The organism is Lentimonas sp. CC4 (assembly GCF_902728235.1).
GTDB lineage: Bacteria > Verrucomicrobiota > Verrucomicrobiia > Opitutales > Coraliomargaritaceae > Lentimonas.
Genome location: NZ_CACVBO010000001.1, coordinates 1,122,405 through 1,137,869, shown reverse-complemented (window position 1 = coordinate 1,137,869; position 15,465 = coordinate 1,122,405). Strand labels below are relative to the sequence as shown.

The following is a 15,465-nucleotide window of genomic DNA, read 5'->3' as shown; positions in this document are numbered from 1 at the left end:
GCTACAAAATCCGGGCGTAGCGGAATGAGGCACTCATTTCGGCAGCAGAACCGCGGCACGCGCACGCCGCACAGATCGAAACGGCATTCGCCGATCCGCTACAAATCTGTGTGTAGCGGAATGAGGCACTCATTTCGGCAGCTGAGCCTCAGCACGCGCACACTGCACAGATCGAAACGGCATTCGCCGATCCGCTACAAATCCGGGGGCATCTACATGAATAAATTTAGACTTTATCCAAACTCCAATACCCAAACTAATACGACACTAGAGGCCTCCGAACTAAAATCAGCATCTCTTCTAACAGCATCTCCCCCATCAAATCCCTCATATTTACTTGTCATCGAAGTGATTTATGCAACTTTCGGAGCCTTCGCTATTATGGCTACTACCAAGAAAAAATCTGTAACGACGTCTAAGAAGCCTCAAAACTTCCTAGAAGCACCGATCAACAAGAAGCTTTCCAAAGAAGAAAAGCTCGACCTCTACCGCACGATTGTAGGGATTCGACGCTTCGAGGAACGCTCACTACGCGCCTACAACCAAGGTAAGATCGGAGGCTTCCTCCACCTTTACATTGGTCAGGAAGCCGTTGCCACTGGCATCGTCTCTCTCATGGAAGAGAACGACCACATCATCACCGCATACCGCGACCACGGCCACGCGCTGTCTGTCGGGATGTCGATGAACGAGTGTATGGCCGAGATGTATGGCAAATACACAGGCTGCTCAAAGGGCAAAGGTGGCTCAATGCACTTTTTCGCTCCAGACAAGAACTACTGGGGCGGTCACGGAATCGTCGCGGGTCAGACACCACTCGGTGCCGGCCTCGCGTTCGCACTGAAATATAAAGGCCTCAAGGGCTGTGCGATGGCGTTCCTCGGTGATGGTGCCGTGAATCAAGGCTCCTTCATGGAGACCCTCAATCTCGTATCGCTCTGGAATATCCCCGTCGTCTTCGTCATCGAAAACAACGGCTACTCCATGGGCACCAGCCTCAAGCGCTCCTCTGCCGAAGAAAACCTCGCACACCGTGCGGATGGTTTCGACATCGCTTGGGAAGTCTGCGATGGCCACGACGTATTCGAAGTTCGCGAAGTTGCCAACCGTGCAATGAAGCGTGCTCGCGAAGAAATGAAGCCATTCCTTCTCGAGATCCGCACATACCGTTACCGCGGACACTCAGTCGCGGATGCGAATCACGAGAAATACCGCACCAAGGAAGAGATCGAAGAATACAAGCGCACGAAAGATCCGCTGAATTTGATCAAATCTCAACTCCTCGCTGATGGCACTTTAACGGACGACCTCGCTAAGAAGATCGACCAAGAGAAGAAGGACGAAGCCGAAGCATCTGCAAAGTTTGCTGAAGACAGCCCTTATGCACCGCGCGAAGAAATCCAGACCGATGTGTATTGGGAAGTGGATAACGACGCCGATAACAAGCTCAAGGGCACTCACTTCTTCAACGACTAGACAACAATTAAGAATTGAGAATTAGGACTTACGAAAATCTGACATCAGTCTTCTAACTCCTTCCTTCTAACTTCTAACTCCTTTCATAAAATGCCACTTATCACTTACCGCGAAGCTATTAAGCAAGCACTCGACGAAGAGATCCAACGCGACGACAACGTCTGCATCATGGGCGAAGAAGTCGCTCAATACAACGGTGCCTACAAGGTCACCGAAGGTCTCTGGGCCAAACACGGCGACAAACGTGTGATCGACACACCCATCTCCGAAGCCGCCTTCTCAGGTCTGGCGATCGGTGCCTCCATGCTCGGCGTTCGCCCAGTCATCGAGATGATGTTCATGTCGTTCAGCTATGTTGCGATCGACCAACTCTTCAATAATGCATCCTTCTGCCGCTACATGTCTGGTGGCTTGATGAATGTGCCAATCGTCGTCCGTGGCCCTGCCAATGGCGGCACCAATGTCGGAGCGACGCACTCACACACTCCAGAAAACATGGTGGCCAACCACCCAGGTTTGAAGGTCGTCTGCCCATCCAACGCCTACGACGCGAAGGGACTCATGAAAGCGGCCATCCGCGACAATGACCCCGTCTTCGTCATGGAAAACACCCTGCTCTACGGAGAAAAGTGGGAAGTTCCTGAAGAAGAATACATCGTTGAGCTCGGCGTAGCGAATGTCCTCAAAGAAGGCACTGACATGACCATCGTATCGCATGGTCGTTGCGCAATGCTCTCCTTGCAGGCTGCTAAGACCATGGAAGCAAAGCACGGCATCAGCGTCGAAGTCGTCGATCTCCGCTCTATCCGTCCACTCGACGAAGAGACGATCCTCAACTCCGTCAAGAAGACTGGCCGTGCGCTACTCGTTGAAGAGAACAAGCCATACTGTGGTGTGGACGCGCAAATCTCGCACTTGATCCAGCTCAAAGCCTTCGACTATCTCGATGCACCCGTGCACCGCGTGTCGTCCATCGATGCACCAACGATCTACGCTAAGCCACTCGAAGACTGGCAGATCCCCAACGAAGAACGCATCATCGCCAGTGCATTGAAACTTATGCAATAAGCTCCAATGCACGGGCGGAATTAGGAATTACGAATTAAGAATTACGAAATCCACCTTGTGAGGACTGTAATTCCCAATCATTCAGAAAGCTGATTCCTAATTGCTTTGCCATCTCCAACAGACCTCCGTCTTAATTCTCAATTCGTAATTCGTAATTCCTAATTCTCAAAACTATGGCTACACTCATTGATATGCCCAAACTCAGCGACACCATGACGGTGGGCACGCTGGTTCGCTGGCTTAAAAACGAAGGCGACGCTGTCACTAATGGTGACATGATCGCAGAAGTCGAAACCGACAAAGCGACTATGGAAGTCGAATGTTTCGACGATGGCATCCTCATTAAGCAATACTGCGGCGAAGGTGCCGAAGTTGCTGTGGGTGACCCCATCGCAGCCGTCGGCGAGGCCGGCGAAGAAGCACCTGCTGGCACGAGCTCCGCACCTGCCAAAGAAGCGCCTGCAGCGCCTGAGCCAACCGCTGAAGCACCCGCTCCAGCCGAGGCTGAACCAGCACCTGTCGCTGAAGCACCCGCTCCAGCCGCAGCGCCTGCAACATCTAGCACTGGCGGTCGCATCAAAGCCTCTCCGCTCGCCAAGAAGATCGCAGCCGAAAAGGGCCTCGATCTCGCAACCATTCAAGGCTCCGGCCCTGGTGGACGTATCCTGAAGGAAGACGTGCTCAACGCTAAGCCAGTCGCCGCAGCTCCTGCAGCCGCAGCCGGCGCTCCAGCCGCTGCACCTGCCGCGACACTTGAAGCACTCGACATCCCTGTCACCAACATGCGTAAGAGCATCGGCAAGGCACTCGTCGCTTCCAAGACACAGGCACCACACTTCTACCTACAAATCGAAGTCAATGGCGCACCACTTGCAGCGCTCCGTAAACAGCTCAACGGCCAACTCGCAGACCTTCCAGCAGAACAAGGTGGCGCGAAGTTCTCCGTGAACGACCTCACGCTTAAGGCAGCAGCTGAAGCCGTGCGCCGCGTCCCTGCGATCAATCGCTCATGGGAAGGTGACACCATCAAGCAACACGCTAATGTGCATCTCGCATTCGGTGTCGCAATTGATGACGGCCTCGTCACTCCAGTGATCCGTGCCGCAGAGACCAAGGGTCTTCGCGAAATCGGCGCAGAAGCAAAGGTATTGATCAAGAAGGCACGTGGCAAGAAGCTCACTCCAAACGAGATGAGCGGCTCGACGCTGACAGTGACCAACCTCGGCATGTTCGGCATCTCCGACTTCTACGGCATCATCAACCCGAACAATGCTGCAATTCTCAGCATCGGCGCGACGATCAAGAAGCCAGTCGTCAACGAGAACGACGAAATCGTCGTCGGCCAAGTCATGAAGATCGGTCTCTCCGGTGACCACCGCACCATCGACGGCGCAGTGGGCGCACAGTATCTGCAAGCCCTCAAGGAAATCCTTGAAGCGCCTGCCACGATGCTGGTGTAAAAACGGCGTCGCCGTTTAATGGCGAATGACTAATTGCTAATTTAAACAAAAGCCCGCGAGTGATCGCGGGCTTTTTTGTGTGTCTGCGTAGGGGGCAGTCGCTGCGTGTGTCATGCCCTCGGGGTGCTTTAACCCAATGCCATTGCATATTGATTGTAGCACCAAAGGTGCGCCCTATGCCAGCCTAGGGCAACGCCCTAGGATTTGAATCAACCACCACCTGAGCCCTGAAAGGGCGACTTAATCGATCAAAGGCTTGGCCTATCAAATTAGAACGCCCTTTCAGGGCTAACAGTTTGGGGCTTGAATTCCCGGGGCGTTGCCCCGGGCTGATATAGGTTACCCCTTTGGGGCGAAAAATCGTGCAATAATCCCCGATCATTGTTCCACGATCAACGTTCCACAGGTTAGGGGCAAACCACAACTACCCCGCACACCTCTATAGCACTCACATTCATATGTTCCACATAAATTGTTCCACACCCTTACCGTCCTAATAAACCGAACCACTCCCCAGATGATTAAGAGCAAGATTAGGATGAAGATTATGAGTCTGGGGATCGACATCCCAGCCAAGCTCAATTCAACTCTTCGCCATGACACAAAGCACACTCCCTCTAGCCAAAACTGATCCATTGATCTCAGTCCAAGTCTCCGTCTACGCACTCGACGGCCAAGTCCGCGAAGCCGTGCATGCATATCTGGATGCACTCGATGCGACAGGGATTGATCGCGACACTGGCACCATGTCGACTGTGGTGTGGGGCGAAGCTGCAGCGATTTGGCCAGCCTTACAAACTGCTTACGAAGCCGTCGCCGCACAGCACAAAATCATGGTCAACACTTCGATGAGTAACGCCGCGCCCCTGCCAGCTCGGGCAGCAGGCCGACGCTAGGCGCGCCCGCACTAATCAATACGCACTGACTCTCCAGATTCACGGACAATGACGACTGGCTCTCCCTCAGTAAGAACTGACGGGTAAGTTTCATCTGCAACGGGCTGGATATCGAACACATAGTCCTCCGCATGTAGTGTCTCAAGCGTCACAGTCGTGACCCCGTTATCGATGTAATACTGCTCCGCGGCACTGGCGATTTGCTGCGCGTTAATTAAAATAATCTTTTCCTGAGCGCTCTCGCGAACCTTGTTAAACGCTGGAATTGCCATCAGTCCAACCAACACAAACATAACGATGCAAATGTAGCCCATCACTAGCCCAGCAACCCCCATTCCGCGCCCTCCCACTGAGGGATTATTCCTAATACTGGACAACGAAATATGACCGAAAATAATCGCGAGGATCGGTGGGAATAGGAAGAATGCTCCGCCAATCAGACTGATAATCCCCATAATCATTGAAGTGATCGCGAGGCCACTGGTTGTCTGTTGCACTGGCGCATTAAGCGGTGGAGGTAAGTCTGGAGTTGTCATAAATTAAGGTCGTTGGGTATATATCTCACCACTAACGTAGTGATTAATATCCGCTAGCTGATGATCGAAGAACTAGGAATAATCAAACCAAAATAAACGCATGCAACTTCCACCTCCGATTAAAATACAGAATGCAAGCTCAGTCTCAGGGCTAGCCGTCACCTCACTCGTATTCGGCATTATCGGAATCGTATTCGGGTGGCTGTTCATCCTACCGCCACTGGTAGCGATCATCCTTGGACATATTGCGCGTGCATCCTGCCGCAAACACGCACACTTAAGCGGCAGTGGCATCGCACTTTCGGGCTTAATACTCGGCTATATTGGCATCCTTCCGGTCATATTAATGGTGGCCAGCGCTGTTGCTCGTATTGACGAAATCAAAGCGAGTGCACCACGCCCTGCGATTGTCGACGCACCAGAATATATGACACTCATAGGCGAAGACCTCTCTGGTTCCGGGTTTCATTTCTCAACCGAGGATGGTCACTACATCGCCTGCAGCCTACATCAATTCGACGGTGCGACTCCGAAGGTGATGCACTCCGGTCTGTTGGAAACAACCGTTGAGATTACCAAGCTTGTGAGCTCCCAAGATGATCTTCAAGTCCTTCAATACACAGGCGACGGCTTAGATACGATACCGCCATTACTCTTTGAATATCAGCCCGAAATCACACTGGGAACCCCAATCTATCTCTACAACTTTGACGAGCCATACAAGGGCCACATCAGCAAGCACCAACGAGGAACCAACAACTACAGCATACAAATGGAAGCTCCATTTCCTGCAGGTGGAAACAGTGGCTCTCCTGTCGTTTCAGCCGAAACAGGAAAAGTCATCGGAGTCATGCTATCTGCCAACTCTAGCGAGGCAGCCACTAGAGTCGGGTTCGAAGCATTGAGCTGGAATCCTTCTCCTGAAAGGTAAATCTCCAGCTGAAAACGCACCAAGCCATTGCATCTCAACGCAATGAGAGCCATCGTGCTCGTATGCCAACGCAGCCCGACTACTCGATCATTATTCCCGCTTATAACGAAGCGATCGAGCTCCCTGCAACTTTGGCTGCGATTCGCACCGCGATGGCCGCACACGCACTTTCCGGTGAATGCATCGTAGTCGATAACAACTCCAGCGACCGCACCGCGGAGGTTGCAATGGAACACGGCGCCGATCAAGTCGTCTTCGAACCTGTCAATCAAATCGCCCGTGCGCGTAATACCGGCGTGCGCGCCAGTCGTGGCTCTTACCTCGTCTTTGTCGATGCCGACACCCGAATTTCTCCGAAACTACTGGTAGAGGCGCTGCGCCGACTCAAGAACACTGCCTGCGTGGGTGGCGGCACCATCATCGAGTTTGACAGTAAGATCGGGCTAATTGGCCGAACCAGCATCGCCATCTGGAAACGTATTTCTCAACTCACACGCACCGCCGCAGGGAGCTTCCTCTTTTGTCGGCGCGATGCCTTTGAAGACATCGGCGGATTTGACCAAAAGCTCTACGCCAGCGAAGAAGTGCGCCTCTCACGCTTGCTACGCAAATGGGGCAAAGGGCGCGACATGAGCTTCGACATTATTATCGGCGCGCCGGCTCGCACCTCTGCTCGCAAACTACAATGGTATAGCGGCCCGAGAATGCTCGGCTGGATCTTTTTTATGATGCTTGTGCCGATCGCCGTGCGCTCACGTAAGCTGTGCGGCTTCTGGTATGAACGCCCTGTTAAATGAGAACGGAGACCTGAGAACGGAGACCTGAGAGCGGAGACCTGAGAGCGGAGACTTGAGACCTGAGAGGGGAAACTTGAAACTTGAGAGGGAAGACTTAACATTCACTGCTACGCACAATTTCTAGGCCTCCATCCTCATTGACTCCAATGCCCACAGTTATACATCTTCCAGATCACTCACGTTTCGAGATCAACGTCGACGATGCGACGGCCGTGCTCGAATACCACTTAGTCGACCAAGTGATGACCATCCATCACACCTTTGTTCCGGTCGAACTACGTGGACAAAACATCGCGGGCATACTCGCCAAAGCAGCTTTTGACTGCGCACGCGCCGATGGTCTGCAGGTCATCCCACAATGCTCCTACATCGCCAGCTATGCTAGGCGATTTCCCGAAGCCGGGGCACTCATCCTAAAAGCCTAACTTCTGACTCCTTACTTCTAACTCCTGAATATATGTTAAAAATCCCCGCCCTACTCCTTGCCCTACTCCCCGCTGCATTACTTGCTGACAGCTCCGTCTGGAAAATTTCTAAAGGCGAACAATCGCTCTACATCGGCGGCACCTGCCATGTGCTGCGCAGCACCGACTATCCGCTACCAGCCGAATTCGACCAAGCCTATGAGGCCGCCGACACCCTGGTCTTCGAGATCGATCCGGCTGCGGCACAAGATCCCGCCTTTGCAATGCAGCTCCTCGCCAAAGCAAGCTACAGCGATGGGCGCACACTCAAATCCGTGCTCTCGGCCGATGCCTACGCAGCCTTAGCGAAGCAAGGCAAACAAAGTGGACTACCGATCGAGCTGCTCAATTCCCTCAAGCCCGGCATGGTCATGATGATGCTCACCATGCAAGAGCTGACCAAGGCGGGTGTCACGGAGGAAGGCGTTGATATGCATTATCACGCACGCGGGCTCAAGGACGGCAAATCAGTGGACTCCCTCGAGACACCCGAATTTCAGATCGATCTCCTCACCTCCATGGGCGAAGGCATCGAAGATGAGCTGGTCCTCTACGGGCTCGAAGATCTCAGTCACATGAAAGAGCTGTTTAACGAACTCATTGCCGCATGGCGCTCAGGCGACTTAGCCCAAATCGAGGCGCTCTTCATCTCAGACATGGTCGATTATCCCGAGCTCTACTCGAAGCTGCTGGTCGATCGCAACCGCCGCTGGATTCCACAGATCGAAGCCTACATGAAGACTCCGGAAATTGAGTTCGTGCTCGTCGGCGCCGCACATGCCGCAAGTAAAGATGGCATCCTCGCGCTCTTAAAGAACCGTGGTTATACGGTCGAGCAGCTTTAGCCGTAGTAGCTGCACGCTTTAGCCGCAGTTCTATAGAGGTTCGCTAACTGGGCTCCGACGGCATTGGCTCGGCACGCGGTCTAAAGCACCGCGCTACCTCAACGAAAATCTCCAAAACAAAAAGGGCGACTCCACTCACGCGGAATCGCCCCAAACAAAACTCTATGAGTTGAAAATTTGAATCAAGCAGCGCTTAGAATTCGTAAACTGCAGAGAACGTCCAACGGTAGCCGAAGAGGCTGTCATCATCGTTCAGCTGTGTCTCATACGCAGCACGCAAACCAAGATCGTCGCCCAAAGGACGTAGCTCGAAGCCAAGCACACCTGTGATAGTATCGTTATCTTCACCACCGCCAATGCTCGCTGCATCGACTCCGGAGAATGGGATATCTAGAGAGTTCTTACCTTCATCCTGCACGAAGTAACCGTTGACTTCAATGACTGGGCTGAGCCACTCAGTTAAGTAGTAGTCCGCGTGCAAGTGCACTGTTAGCATGTCTGAGCTACCAAGCACATTCGCTTCAGTATCATCCGCGATCAGGTAGTTCACCGTCACACCGAGGTGGAGCTTATCAAAGCCCTTATTCGCAGACAACCAGAGGCGATACTCCTCTGTGTCCTGTAAAACTTCATCGTCGCCCCAGCCAAACTCGTAACCAGCACCGACTGCCATGTGGAACTGGTTTTCCCAGTCCTGAATGAATGCCCACTTGATACCAGCACCCACGTCGTTCCAGCCATCGCTGACAAGACCGTCAATGTCAGTATCTTTAAAGTTCGTGTAACCATCCTTATAAGCCACCAATTGAAGGCTCTCAGTCAGCGCAACACGCACCTGAAGCGCTGCAACGTCGACACTGCCGTTAATTTCGCCGAGCTGATGGTTCACATACCATGCACGGAGGTCAGTCGTGACGAATGAGTCTTCGTGGTAATATGGAGCCGAAATCGGGCGCACGGCTTTCTCTTCTGCCGCAGGTTTTGCGACATCATCCCCGAAGAGAACGAAGCCCTCGTCAGCGGCGTTAACAAAAGATCCCGCAGCAGCAAGGCCAAGAGACACGATAGATAGTTTAGTGTAGTTCATATGTAGTTTGTTGTTGTTTAAACAGCGAATTTTTATGGTGACGTAACTGTAACATGGCAACTCTAATTAAATACATTACAGTATTTAATGGTGCATCCCTTTACTTCCCTGTCATTTACATGGTAAAAGAGCCTAAAAATGAAACTACTACCCATCGTCACATTTCTCGCACTCTCATTTTCAGCACTCCCCTCAATTGCCATCGCCGGCAGAGCACCAGCAGAACGTGACTTCAAAATTGTCGAACGCGAGCAGAACAAGGACACTGGGACATTCCAATTCTACCGACGCACCTTACGCGGCACCGAGCGCACGAATAACTCGATGAATCGGCTAAGCATGCTATCCGAGGATCAAGGAAAGTATCCTACCCCACAAAGCGCCTGCGGCCCGACCGCGATGCTCAATATCTTGGTTTGGTATGAAAAGTATGGGCTCATCCAGCCATCCTTTCGCGACGCCAACACCGAAAACTATAAATTCAAACTATTTCGAGAGATCGACTCCCGCCTCTCTAAACAGACCGGATCGGTTCGAACCGAGGAAAACGGAGTGAGTGATCTAGATACTGCCATGGTGATGGATGCGATCGTCCGTGAGAATTCTAAAAACGAAGTTCGTATCCATACCGATATCATTAAAGCACCTCTGAAGCTCAACGACCTGATCGATACCATGCAAAACTTTCGATCGGGCTACTTAATCGTCACCCCCAAATCTCATAGCACAGGGAAAATGCTGAACGACCACGCCGCCACCCTGATACGAGCCGATCGCTCAGGCTACATCACGCTCGCCACCTGGGGGCAACTCTACCGCGGACTCCTAAAGAAGCGCCCCGATGGGCAATGGTTCATTCCTCAAGACCCCACACACATGGAGCTCAAAGTCCAAGCCATGATGCGCTTTATTCCGTTTCGACCAACAACTCCCGAAGATCGTTAACCTGCGTCGGCACCTCTCTGACCGGTGCGGGTGCCTCTGACGGAAAATAGACGAAATGCGCCCCCACATGTAGCGCCGCCTCGTGATCCGCATTGGCATCGCCGACAAACACCGTCCGATGCGCTGGTGTGCCTGTCTCAGCTAAAATGCGCTCCATACTCTCCGGCTTCGCAGGTGGAGAGCCAATGATCACATCAAACCACTCCGTGCCATTGGCCGAAGCCAACATCTGCTCTAGCGGAGCTTGCGGCGTGCCAGACAGCACGTAGCGCGGAATCTCAGCCGCACGACAAGCCTCCACAAATTCCCGCGAACCAATTCGCCAACCGGCAGCGGCACATAAAGGCTCACAGAGATCGGTAAATCGATCGACCTCCGCCACCAAAAATGCCGGATCTGGCTCTTGCTTCAATAGTTCACGGTAAAAACTCGCGATATGATAGGTGCGACTCTTACCGAAACCATGCATGACGATCTCCATAAATGCGTCGCGTAGCTCTGCGTGCGCCTCTGGCACCCAGCTCCGAAACGCCTCGATCTTTGCCGCCATCGTATCGAGCAGCACCCCGTCACAGTCGAACACAATCAAATCAATCGGATGCACCGAGCCTGCTAGTTTTAAATCCATAGTCACATTAGCTCAAATCATACGAACAAGCAGAAGCATTAAATTTTGCAAATCCATCCGCACATAGGTGGAACACCTTAGATTTTTGATTGTATAAGGTTCATTCAAATGAAAATAAGCACGTATTTCCATAATAACCGCAATGAAATCAATTCTATACACAATTGGCCTCGTCATCATGACGCACAGCATTAGCTCAACAGCCCAGGCAGCAATCAACTTTCCCACCACCGATGTAGTAATCAATCCGAATGGCTATATCGGCGGCCATTTCGGTAACGTAGTAAACTACAATGAGTGGGTGGGGAGTGCTACCGCAGAAGCGGAGATGAACAACGGTGTGCTAGAGACAGCTTCCACATCTCCTACTTTTCGTGGCGCTGCGATGGTCTTTGACTCAAGCTATTTCAACGTTCCGGGTGACTATGAGCTAACTTTCGACGTGACATATCATAGCAGTGGCCCCGAAAACACGGGTAACGTTAATATCTGGAGCGGTAGCGGCTATAACACAACTGATAGCGCTCTGATCGTCGATACTCAGTCAGGCACCTTGCGAACCACAGGTAGTGCCGTCTCAACTGAACTGGGCTCGCTATTAGTGCAATCCACAGGAAATAACCAAAGCATCGCTTTTACCTACGACGGGACAAGCGACGTTGCATTTTTCTTTGGAGCAACAAGCGGCTCTGCTGGACACCCTGAAGTCAACTACGCAAATATTAGCGTCCAGGCAGTTCCAGAACCAAGCACCTACGCCCTGGTCTTAGGCCTAACATCGGTATTCTTCGTTGCACGCAGACGGAAGCGGATCTAATTCCCAACCACTCAATCAGGCCACGATAGGCCACGATAGGCATTGAGACTCAAAACAGGGTTCTTATCTTTCTTTTCCATGAAAGTCATAAGAACCCTGCAGCGCATTCTGAACCATCGGCGTTTTACAATTGAATGACATTGAGCGTCACACTAGTAACGACTCAGCATGTCTAAATCCTACGAATCTACCATGCGGATATAAATCATCTCTGGCATGAAATCATAGCTCGCCGAAACATTTTTTCCTTTCACGCACGGCTGTAGTCATTAGCCATTATCCATCTGCGATTACGCATTAGCGATCAACCGCTCTCATCATGACACTTTTCCAAGCCACACTCTACACGGGGATCTTCCTCATCGCCTTCGGCGGACACTATTTATGGCACGGCATGAAGACCGCCAAGCGCACGCAAGCCTTCCCGCGCTCGACCGCTGCAGCGTATCTGCTACTCGGCACTGCCGCAGCATGGTTCCTGTATAAAGTCCTGAACCTCGGCCCCGCCGACTTTGGCCAATACAAAAAAATCCTGTTCCTCATCTTCCTCGTCACTGCCGTCGGCTCGTTTTACTTCGTGCCTGACTTCCTCGCAGTGCGCGGACTTGCAGCCTTAACACTGCTAACTTCCGGCGTGCTACTCGATGCCGCCTATATGCAGCTGCCACAAGCGCGGCTCTTTCTCGTCACCTTTATTTACGCCGCCATCGTGGTCTCCCTCATCCTCGGTGCGAATCCCTACAAGCTGCGTGATTTCTTCGACTGGCTCTACAAAGCCGACAATCGGCCACGCATCTTCGGTGGTGTCTTTGCCGCCTATGGGCTCTTGCTAATCGGCGTCGCATTCACATATTAAGTCCTCAACTATGAAAAACCCGAAGCCTGGTCTCCTCATCATTGTTTCTGGCCCCGCAGGGAGCGGCAAGACGACGCTCTGCGATCGCATGCTGGCCGAAGAACCAGCGCTTTGGCGCGTCGTCACCTCAACCACCCGCAAGCCACGCGGCAATGAGAAGGATCATGTCGACTACTACTTCTTCGATCACGCCACCTTTGAGCAGAAAATCGCCGAAGGTCACTTTTACGAGTATGCCCACGTGCATGGTAACATCTACGGCACCCTCAAAAGCGAAGTGCAGGACAAATTAGCTGTCGGCACCGACCTACTACTCAACATCGACGTGCAAGGTGCTGCGCAAATGCGTGAAATGGCTCAAAGCGATCCACTGCTCAAGGGCAACGTCGTCACCGTCTTCATCATGCCCCGCACGCTGGAAGAGCTCGAGCAACGCCTCCGCGGCCGCGCCACCGACGACGAAGACCAGATCCAGCGCCGCATGAAAGTCGCCAGCGCCGAGATGCAGCAGCACGAACTCTACGACCACACCATCCTCAGCGGCTCCCGTGGCGAAGACTTTGCAGCCTTGCAAAAGATCTACTTCGAGGAAAAGGCGAAGCGAGCGTAATATTAAGTGAAACAGGCATTTCTGCCTGTCTACGCCGTCCTTATTCCGCACCATACTGGCGCGCATCAAAAATTGTGATTTCTAGCTCAACCCATTGGGGAGGGACGAGCTCCGCCTCGTCTTGCGGTGTGCTGGTGCTTTGGTTCTGTGCTGAGGCTCGGCGGACGGCGCGGAGGCCGTCCCTCCCCGAGTAACCCACACATACAACAGGTTCGTATGAGGCGTGCCACTTTTCACAAAGTATGATGAGCGCGAGCCTACCCCCGCGCCAAGAACTGACGCCAGCCACCGCTTACTGAAATATCTTCAGCGACTTCCGCTACGACCGCTTCGCACAAAAATCCATGCACCTTGCGGCCATCCGTAAGCTCCAACTGCCCCAGCCCTAGAGGTTGCTGAATCGTAGCCAACAACTCACCGAGTGCCGCTTTCGGGAAACACCACTCTTCGGCGGCGATGGACACGCCACCTTCAGCAATACGCACGATCCCCGGGCGATGCGGTGCGGGCTCTGGCAGATACACCATCTTATAAAGCGGCGCTGTCTGCACGTTGCCAACAAAGCTGCCGCCGAGCCCGAGCACTTGACTGTTCAACGGCAAGCCGTGCATGTGCGCTCCGAAGAGTAGAATCGAGAGCGTCGCGTCTGGCTTGAGCGCCGACGGCCCTTTGCTCGCAACTTCGATCAGGGCCTTGTCAGTATCGCGCGGGGCAATCCAAGTGAGCCCAAACGGCAGTCCAGTCGCACTCTCCCCTGCAGGCACCGCCACGGCGCAGAGATCCAGCAAGTTCATAAAGTTGGTATAATACCCGAGCTGCGAATTCGGCCCAATCGGATCCGCCTCCATATCTGCTAAGGTCGGAAAACCACCAGCGGTCGGTGTAACGATCGCCGTCAGCCCATCCCAGACTGCCTCGGATTCGCGCCGTAGCTCTGCTAAGCGATACGTCGCCGCAAAGGCATCGCGTGCGGAATGATCCGCTCCGCCGCCAATGATCTGCTTCGTCGCAGAATAAAAGGCTTCGGGATTGGTCTTCAGAAAATCCTCTAACACGGTGTAACGCTCGGACACCCACGGACCTTCATACAGGAGACGGGCGGCATTCAAGAACGGCTCGAAATCGATTTCGACCACTTCCCAACCTTGCGATTGGAGGTCATCGACCGCCTGCACCCACGCACCCTCATAGTCTGCATCTCCAAAAAACATCAACTGATCCGCTTGTGGTATGCCAATCACTTTCGTGTTTACCAAAGGCTTATCCAAAGTCGCCTGCGAATACGCATCTTCCACATCATACCCTTCAGCGACTTTTAATACCGTCTGACTATCAACTGCATTGAGCGCGAAAATTGAAATACAGTCCAAAGTGCGACATGCAGGCACTAGCCCACTGGTGCTCAGACGCCCTTTACTCGGCTTCACACCCCAAAGCTTATTAAATGCAGCAGGCACGCGACCAGAACCTGCCGTATCCGTGCCGAGTGAAAAACTGACCATGCCTTCGGACAGTGCGACCGCCGAGCCACAGCTTGACCCACCTGGCACGCGATCGTTCGCATAGGGATTGCGTGGCGCACCATACGGCGTGCGCGTGCCAACAAGACCTGTCGCAAATTGATCTAGGTTGGTTTTACCAATCGGAATCGCGCCAGCCTCAATCAACTGCTCCACCACAGGCGATGAATATTCAGGCGTATATTCAAATTCTGGGCACGCCGCCGTGGTTGGTATGCCGACCAAATCAATGTTATCTTTAATACCAAAAGGAATGCCATACAGTGGCAGGCTCTCTGGATCGAGCCCCTCTAATCGCTCCAGATACGGCTCAAGCTCCGCATCACTCAGCAGGTAAATCCAAACATTGGGATTATCGGCCGCAGCAATCGTCTCCCGAATCGAGGCCAACAATCCACGTGGAGTGAGTTCTTTGGAAGCATACGCGCTCCGTAAGGTTTCAATATCTAAAGATTTCATAAACAAATTCTATCGTAGGGGCTTTGCTTGCGAAGCCCGCGAACGTTCGTCGCTCTCAAAAAAGACCGAA

The 15,465-nt window shown here is 52.8% G+C and carries 16 protein-coding genes; 12 read left to right on the top strand and 4 right to left on the bottom strand.

Going from position 1 to position 15,465, the window contains the following annotated elements; genetic code table 11:
• Positions 1-381: 381 nt before the first annotated feature.
• The 4 genes from pdhA to GZZ87_RS04995 all read left to right on the top strand — a co-directional run bounded on the left by pdhA (position 382) and on the right by GZZ87_RS04995 (position 4,900).
• Positions 382-1,476 (top strand): pyruvate dehydrogenase (acetyl-transferring) E1 component subunit alpha, encoded by a 1,095-nt coding sequence (pdhA, locus tag GZZ87_RS05010; RefSeq protein ID WP_162026126.1) that lies wholly within the window; start codon positions 382-384, stop codon positions 1,474-1,476.
• Between the two features lie 90 nt (positions 1,477-1,566).
• Positions 1,567-2,544 (top strand): alpha-ketoacid dehydrogenase subunit beta, encoded by a 978-nt coding sequence (locus tag GZZ87_RS05005; RefSeq protein WP_162026127.1) that lies wholly within the window; start codon positions 1,567-1,569, stop codon positions 2,542-2,544.
• Between the two features lie 173 nt (positions 2,545-2,717).
• Positions 2,718-4,004 carry a dihydrolipoamide acetyltransferase family protein gene (locus tag GZZ87_RS05000; protein WP_162026128.1) on the top strand — a complete coding sequence of 429 codons (1,287 nt, stop codon included), beginning with the start codon at positions 2,718-2,720 and terminating at the stop codon, positions 4,002-4,004.
• A gap of 596 nt (positions 4,005-4,600) precedes the next feature.
• On the top strand, positions 4,601-4,900 hold the full coding sequence (locus GZZ87_RS04995; RefSeq protein WP_162026129.1) for a thiamine-binding protein: 300 nt from the start codon (positions 4,601-4,603) through the stop codon (positions 4,898-4,900).
• 11 nt (positions 4,901-4,911) lie between these two features.
• On the opposite strand, the gene GZZ87_RS04990 is transcribed toward GZZ87_RS04995, so the two are convergent.
• Positions 4,912-5,436 (bottom strand): DUF4190 domain-containing protein, encoded by a 525-nt coding sequence (locus tag GZZ87_RS04990; protein WP_162026130.1) that lies wholly within the window; start codon positions 5,434-5,436, stop codon positions 4,912-4,914.
• 100 nt (positions 5,437-5,536) lie between these two features.
• Between GZZ87_RS04990 and GZZ87_RS04985 the strand changes: the two genes are divergently transcribed.
• The 4 genes from GZZ87_RS04985 to GZZ87_RS04970 all read left to right on the top strand — a co-directional run bounded on the left by GZZ87_RS04985 (position 5,537) and on the right by GZZ87_RS04970 (position 8,473).
• Complete coding sequence (locus tag GZZ87_RS04985) at positions 5,537-6,367, top strand: DUF4190 domain-containing protein (protein ID WP_162026131.1); 831 nt, start codon at positions 5,537-5,539, stop codon at positions 6,365-6,367.
• 62 nt (positions 6,368-6,429) lie between these two features.
• Entirely contained in the window at positions 6,430-7,164 is a 735-nt protein-coding gene (locus GZZ87_RS04980; RefSeq protein WP_162026132.1) for a glycosyltransferase, read from the top strand.
• A gap of 146 nt (positions 7,165-7,310) precedes the next feature.
• On the top strand, positions 7,311-7,589 hold the full coding sequence (locus GZZ87_RS04975; protein WP_162026133.1) for a GNAT family N-acetyltransferase: 279 nt from the start codon (positions 7,311-7,313) through the stop codon (positions 7,587-7,589).
• A gap of 32 nt (positions 7,590-7,621) precedes the next feature.
• A complete protein-coding gene (locus GZZ87_RS04970) occupies positions 7,622-8,473 on the top strand; it encodes a TraB/GumN family protein (RefSeq protein WP_162026134.1) in 852 nt (283 codons plus the stop codon).
• A gap of 193 nt (positions 8,474-8,666) precedes the next feature.
• On the opposite strand, the gene GZZ87_RS04965 is transcribed toward GZZ87_RS04970, so the two are convergent.
• The gene (locus GZZ87_RS04965; protein ID WP_162026135.1) at positions 8,667-9,560 is read right to left on the bottom strand and encodes a hypothetical protein; all 894 of its coding nucleotides are present in this window, start codon (positions 9,558-9,560) and stop codon (positions 8,667-8,669) included.
• Positions 9,561-9,698: 138 nt separating this feature from the next.
• Between GZZ87_RS04965 and GZZ87_RS04960 the strand changes: the two genes are divergently transcribed.
• Positions 9,699-10,505, top strand: coding sequence for a hypothetical protein (locus GZZ87_RS04960; RefSeq protein WP_162026136.1), 807 nt, complete (start codon positions 9,699-9,701; stop codon positions 10,503-10,505).
• Here GZZ87_RS04960 and GZZ87_RS04955 read toward each other — a convergent pair.
• Positions 10,468-11,133 (bottom strand): HAD family phosphatase, encoded by a 666-nt coding sequence (locus tag GZZ87_RS04955; RefSeq protein WP_162026137.1) that lies wholly within the window; start codon positions 11,131-11,133, stop codon positions 10,468-10,470. The genes GZZ87_RS04960 and GZZ87_RS04955 overlap by 38 nt on opposite strands.
• 142 nt (positions 11,134-11,275) lie before the next feature.
• Between GZZ87_RS04955 and GZZ87_RS04950 the strand changes: the two genes are divergently transcribed.
• The 3 genes from GZZ87_RS04950 to gmk all read left to right on the top strand — a co-directional run bounded on the left by GZZ87_RS04950 (position 11,276) and on the right by gmk (position 13,416).
• The gene (locus GZZ87_RS04950) at positions 11,276-11,950 is read left to right on the top strand and encodes a PEP-CTERM sorting domain-containing protein (RefSeq protein WP_162026138.1); all 675 of its coding nucleotides are present in this window, start codon (positions 11,276-11,278) and stop codon (positions 11,948-11,950) included.
• Between the two features lie 319 nt (positions 11,951-12,269).
• Positions 12,270-12,806 carry a hypothetical protein gene (locus GZZ87_RS04945; protein ID WP_162026139.1) on the top strand — a complete coding sequence of 179 codons (537 nt, stop codon included), beginning with the start codon at positions 12,270-12,272 and terminating at the stop codon, positions 12,804-12,806.
• 10 nt (positions 12,807-12,816) lie between these two features.
• Complete coding sequence (gmk, locus tag GZZ87_RS04940; protein ID WP_162026140.1) at positions 12,817-13,416, top strand: guanylate kinase; 600 nt, start codon at positions 12,817-12,819, stop codon at positions 13,414-13,416.
• 257 nt (positions 13,417-13,673) lie between these two features.
• On the opposite strand, the gene atzF is transcribed toward gmk, so the two are convergent.
• Entirely contained in the window at positions 13,674-15,395 is a 1,722-nt protein-coding gene (gene atzF / locus GZZ87_RS04935; protein ID WP_162026141.1) for an allophanate hydrolase, read from the bottom strand.
• Positions 15,396-15,465 lie beyond the last annotated feature (70 nt).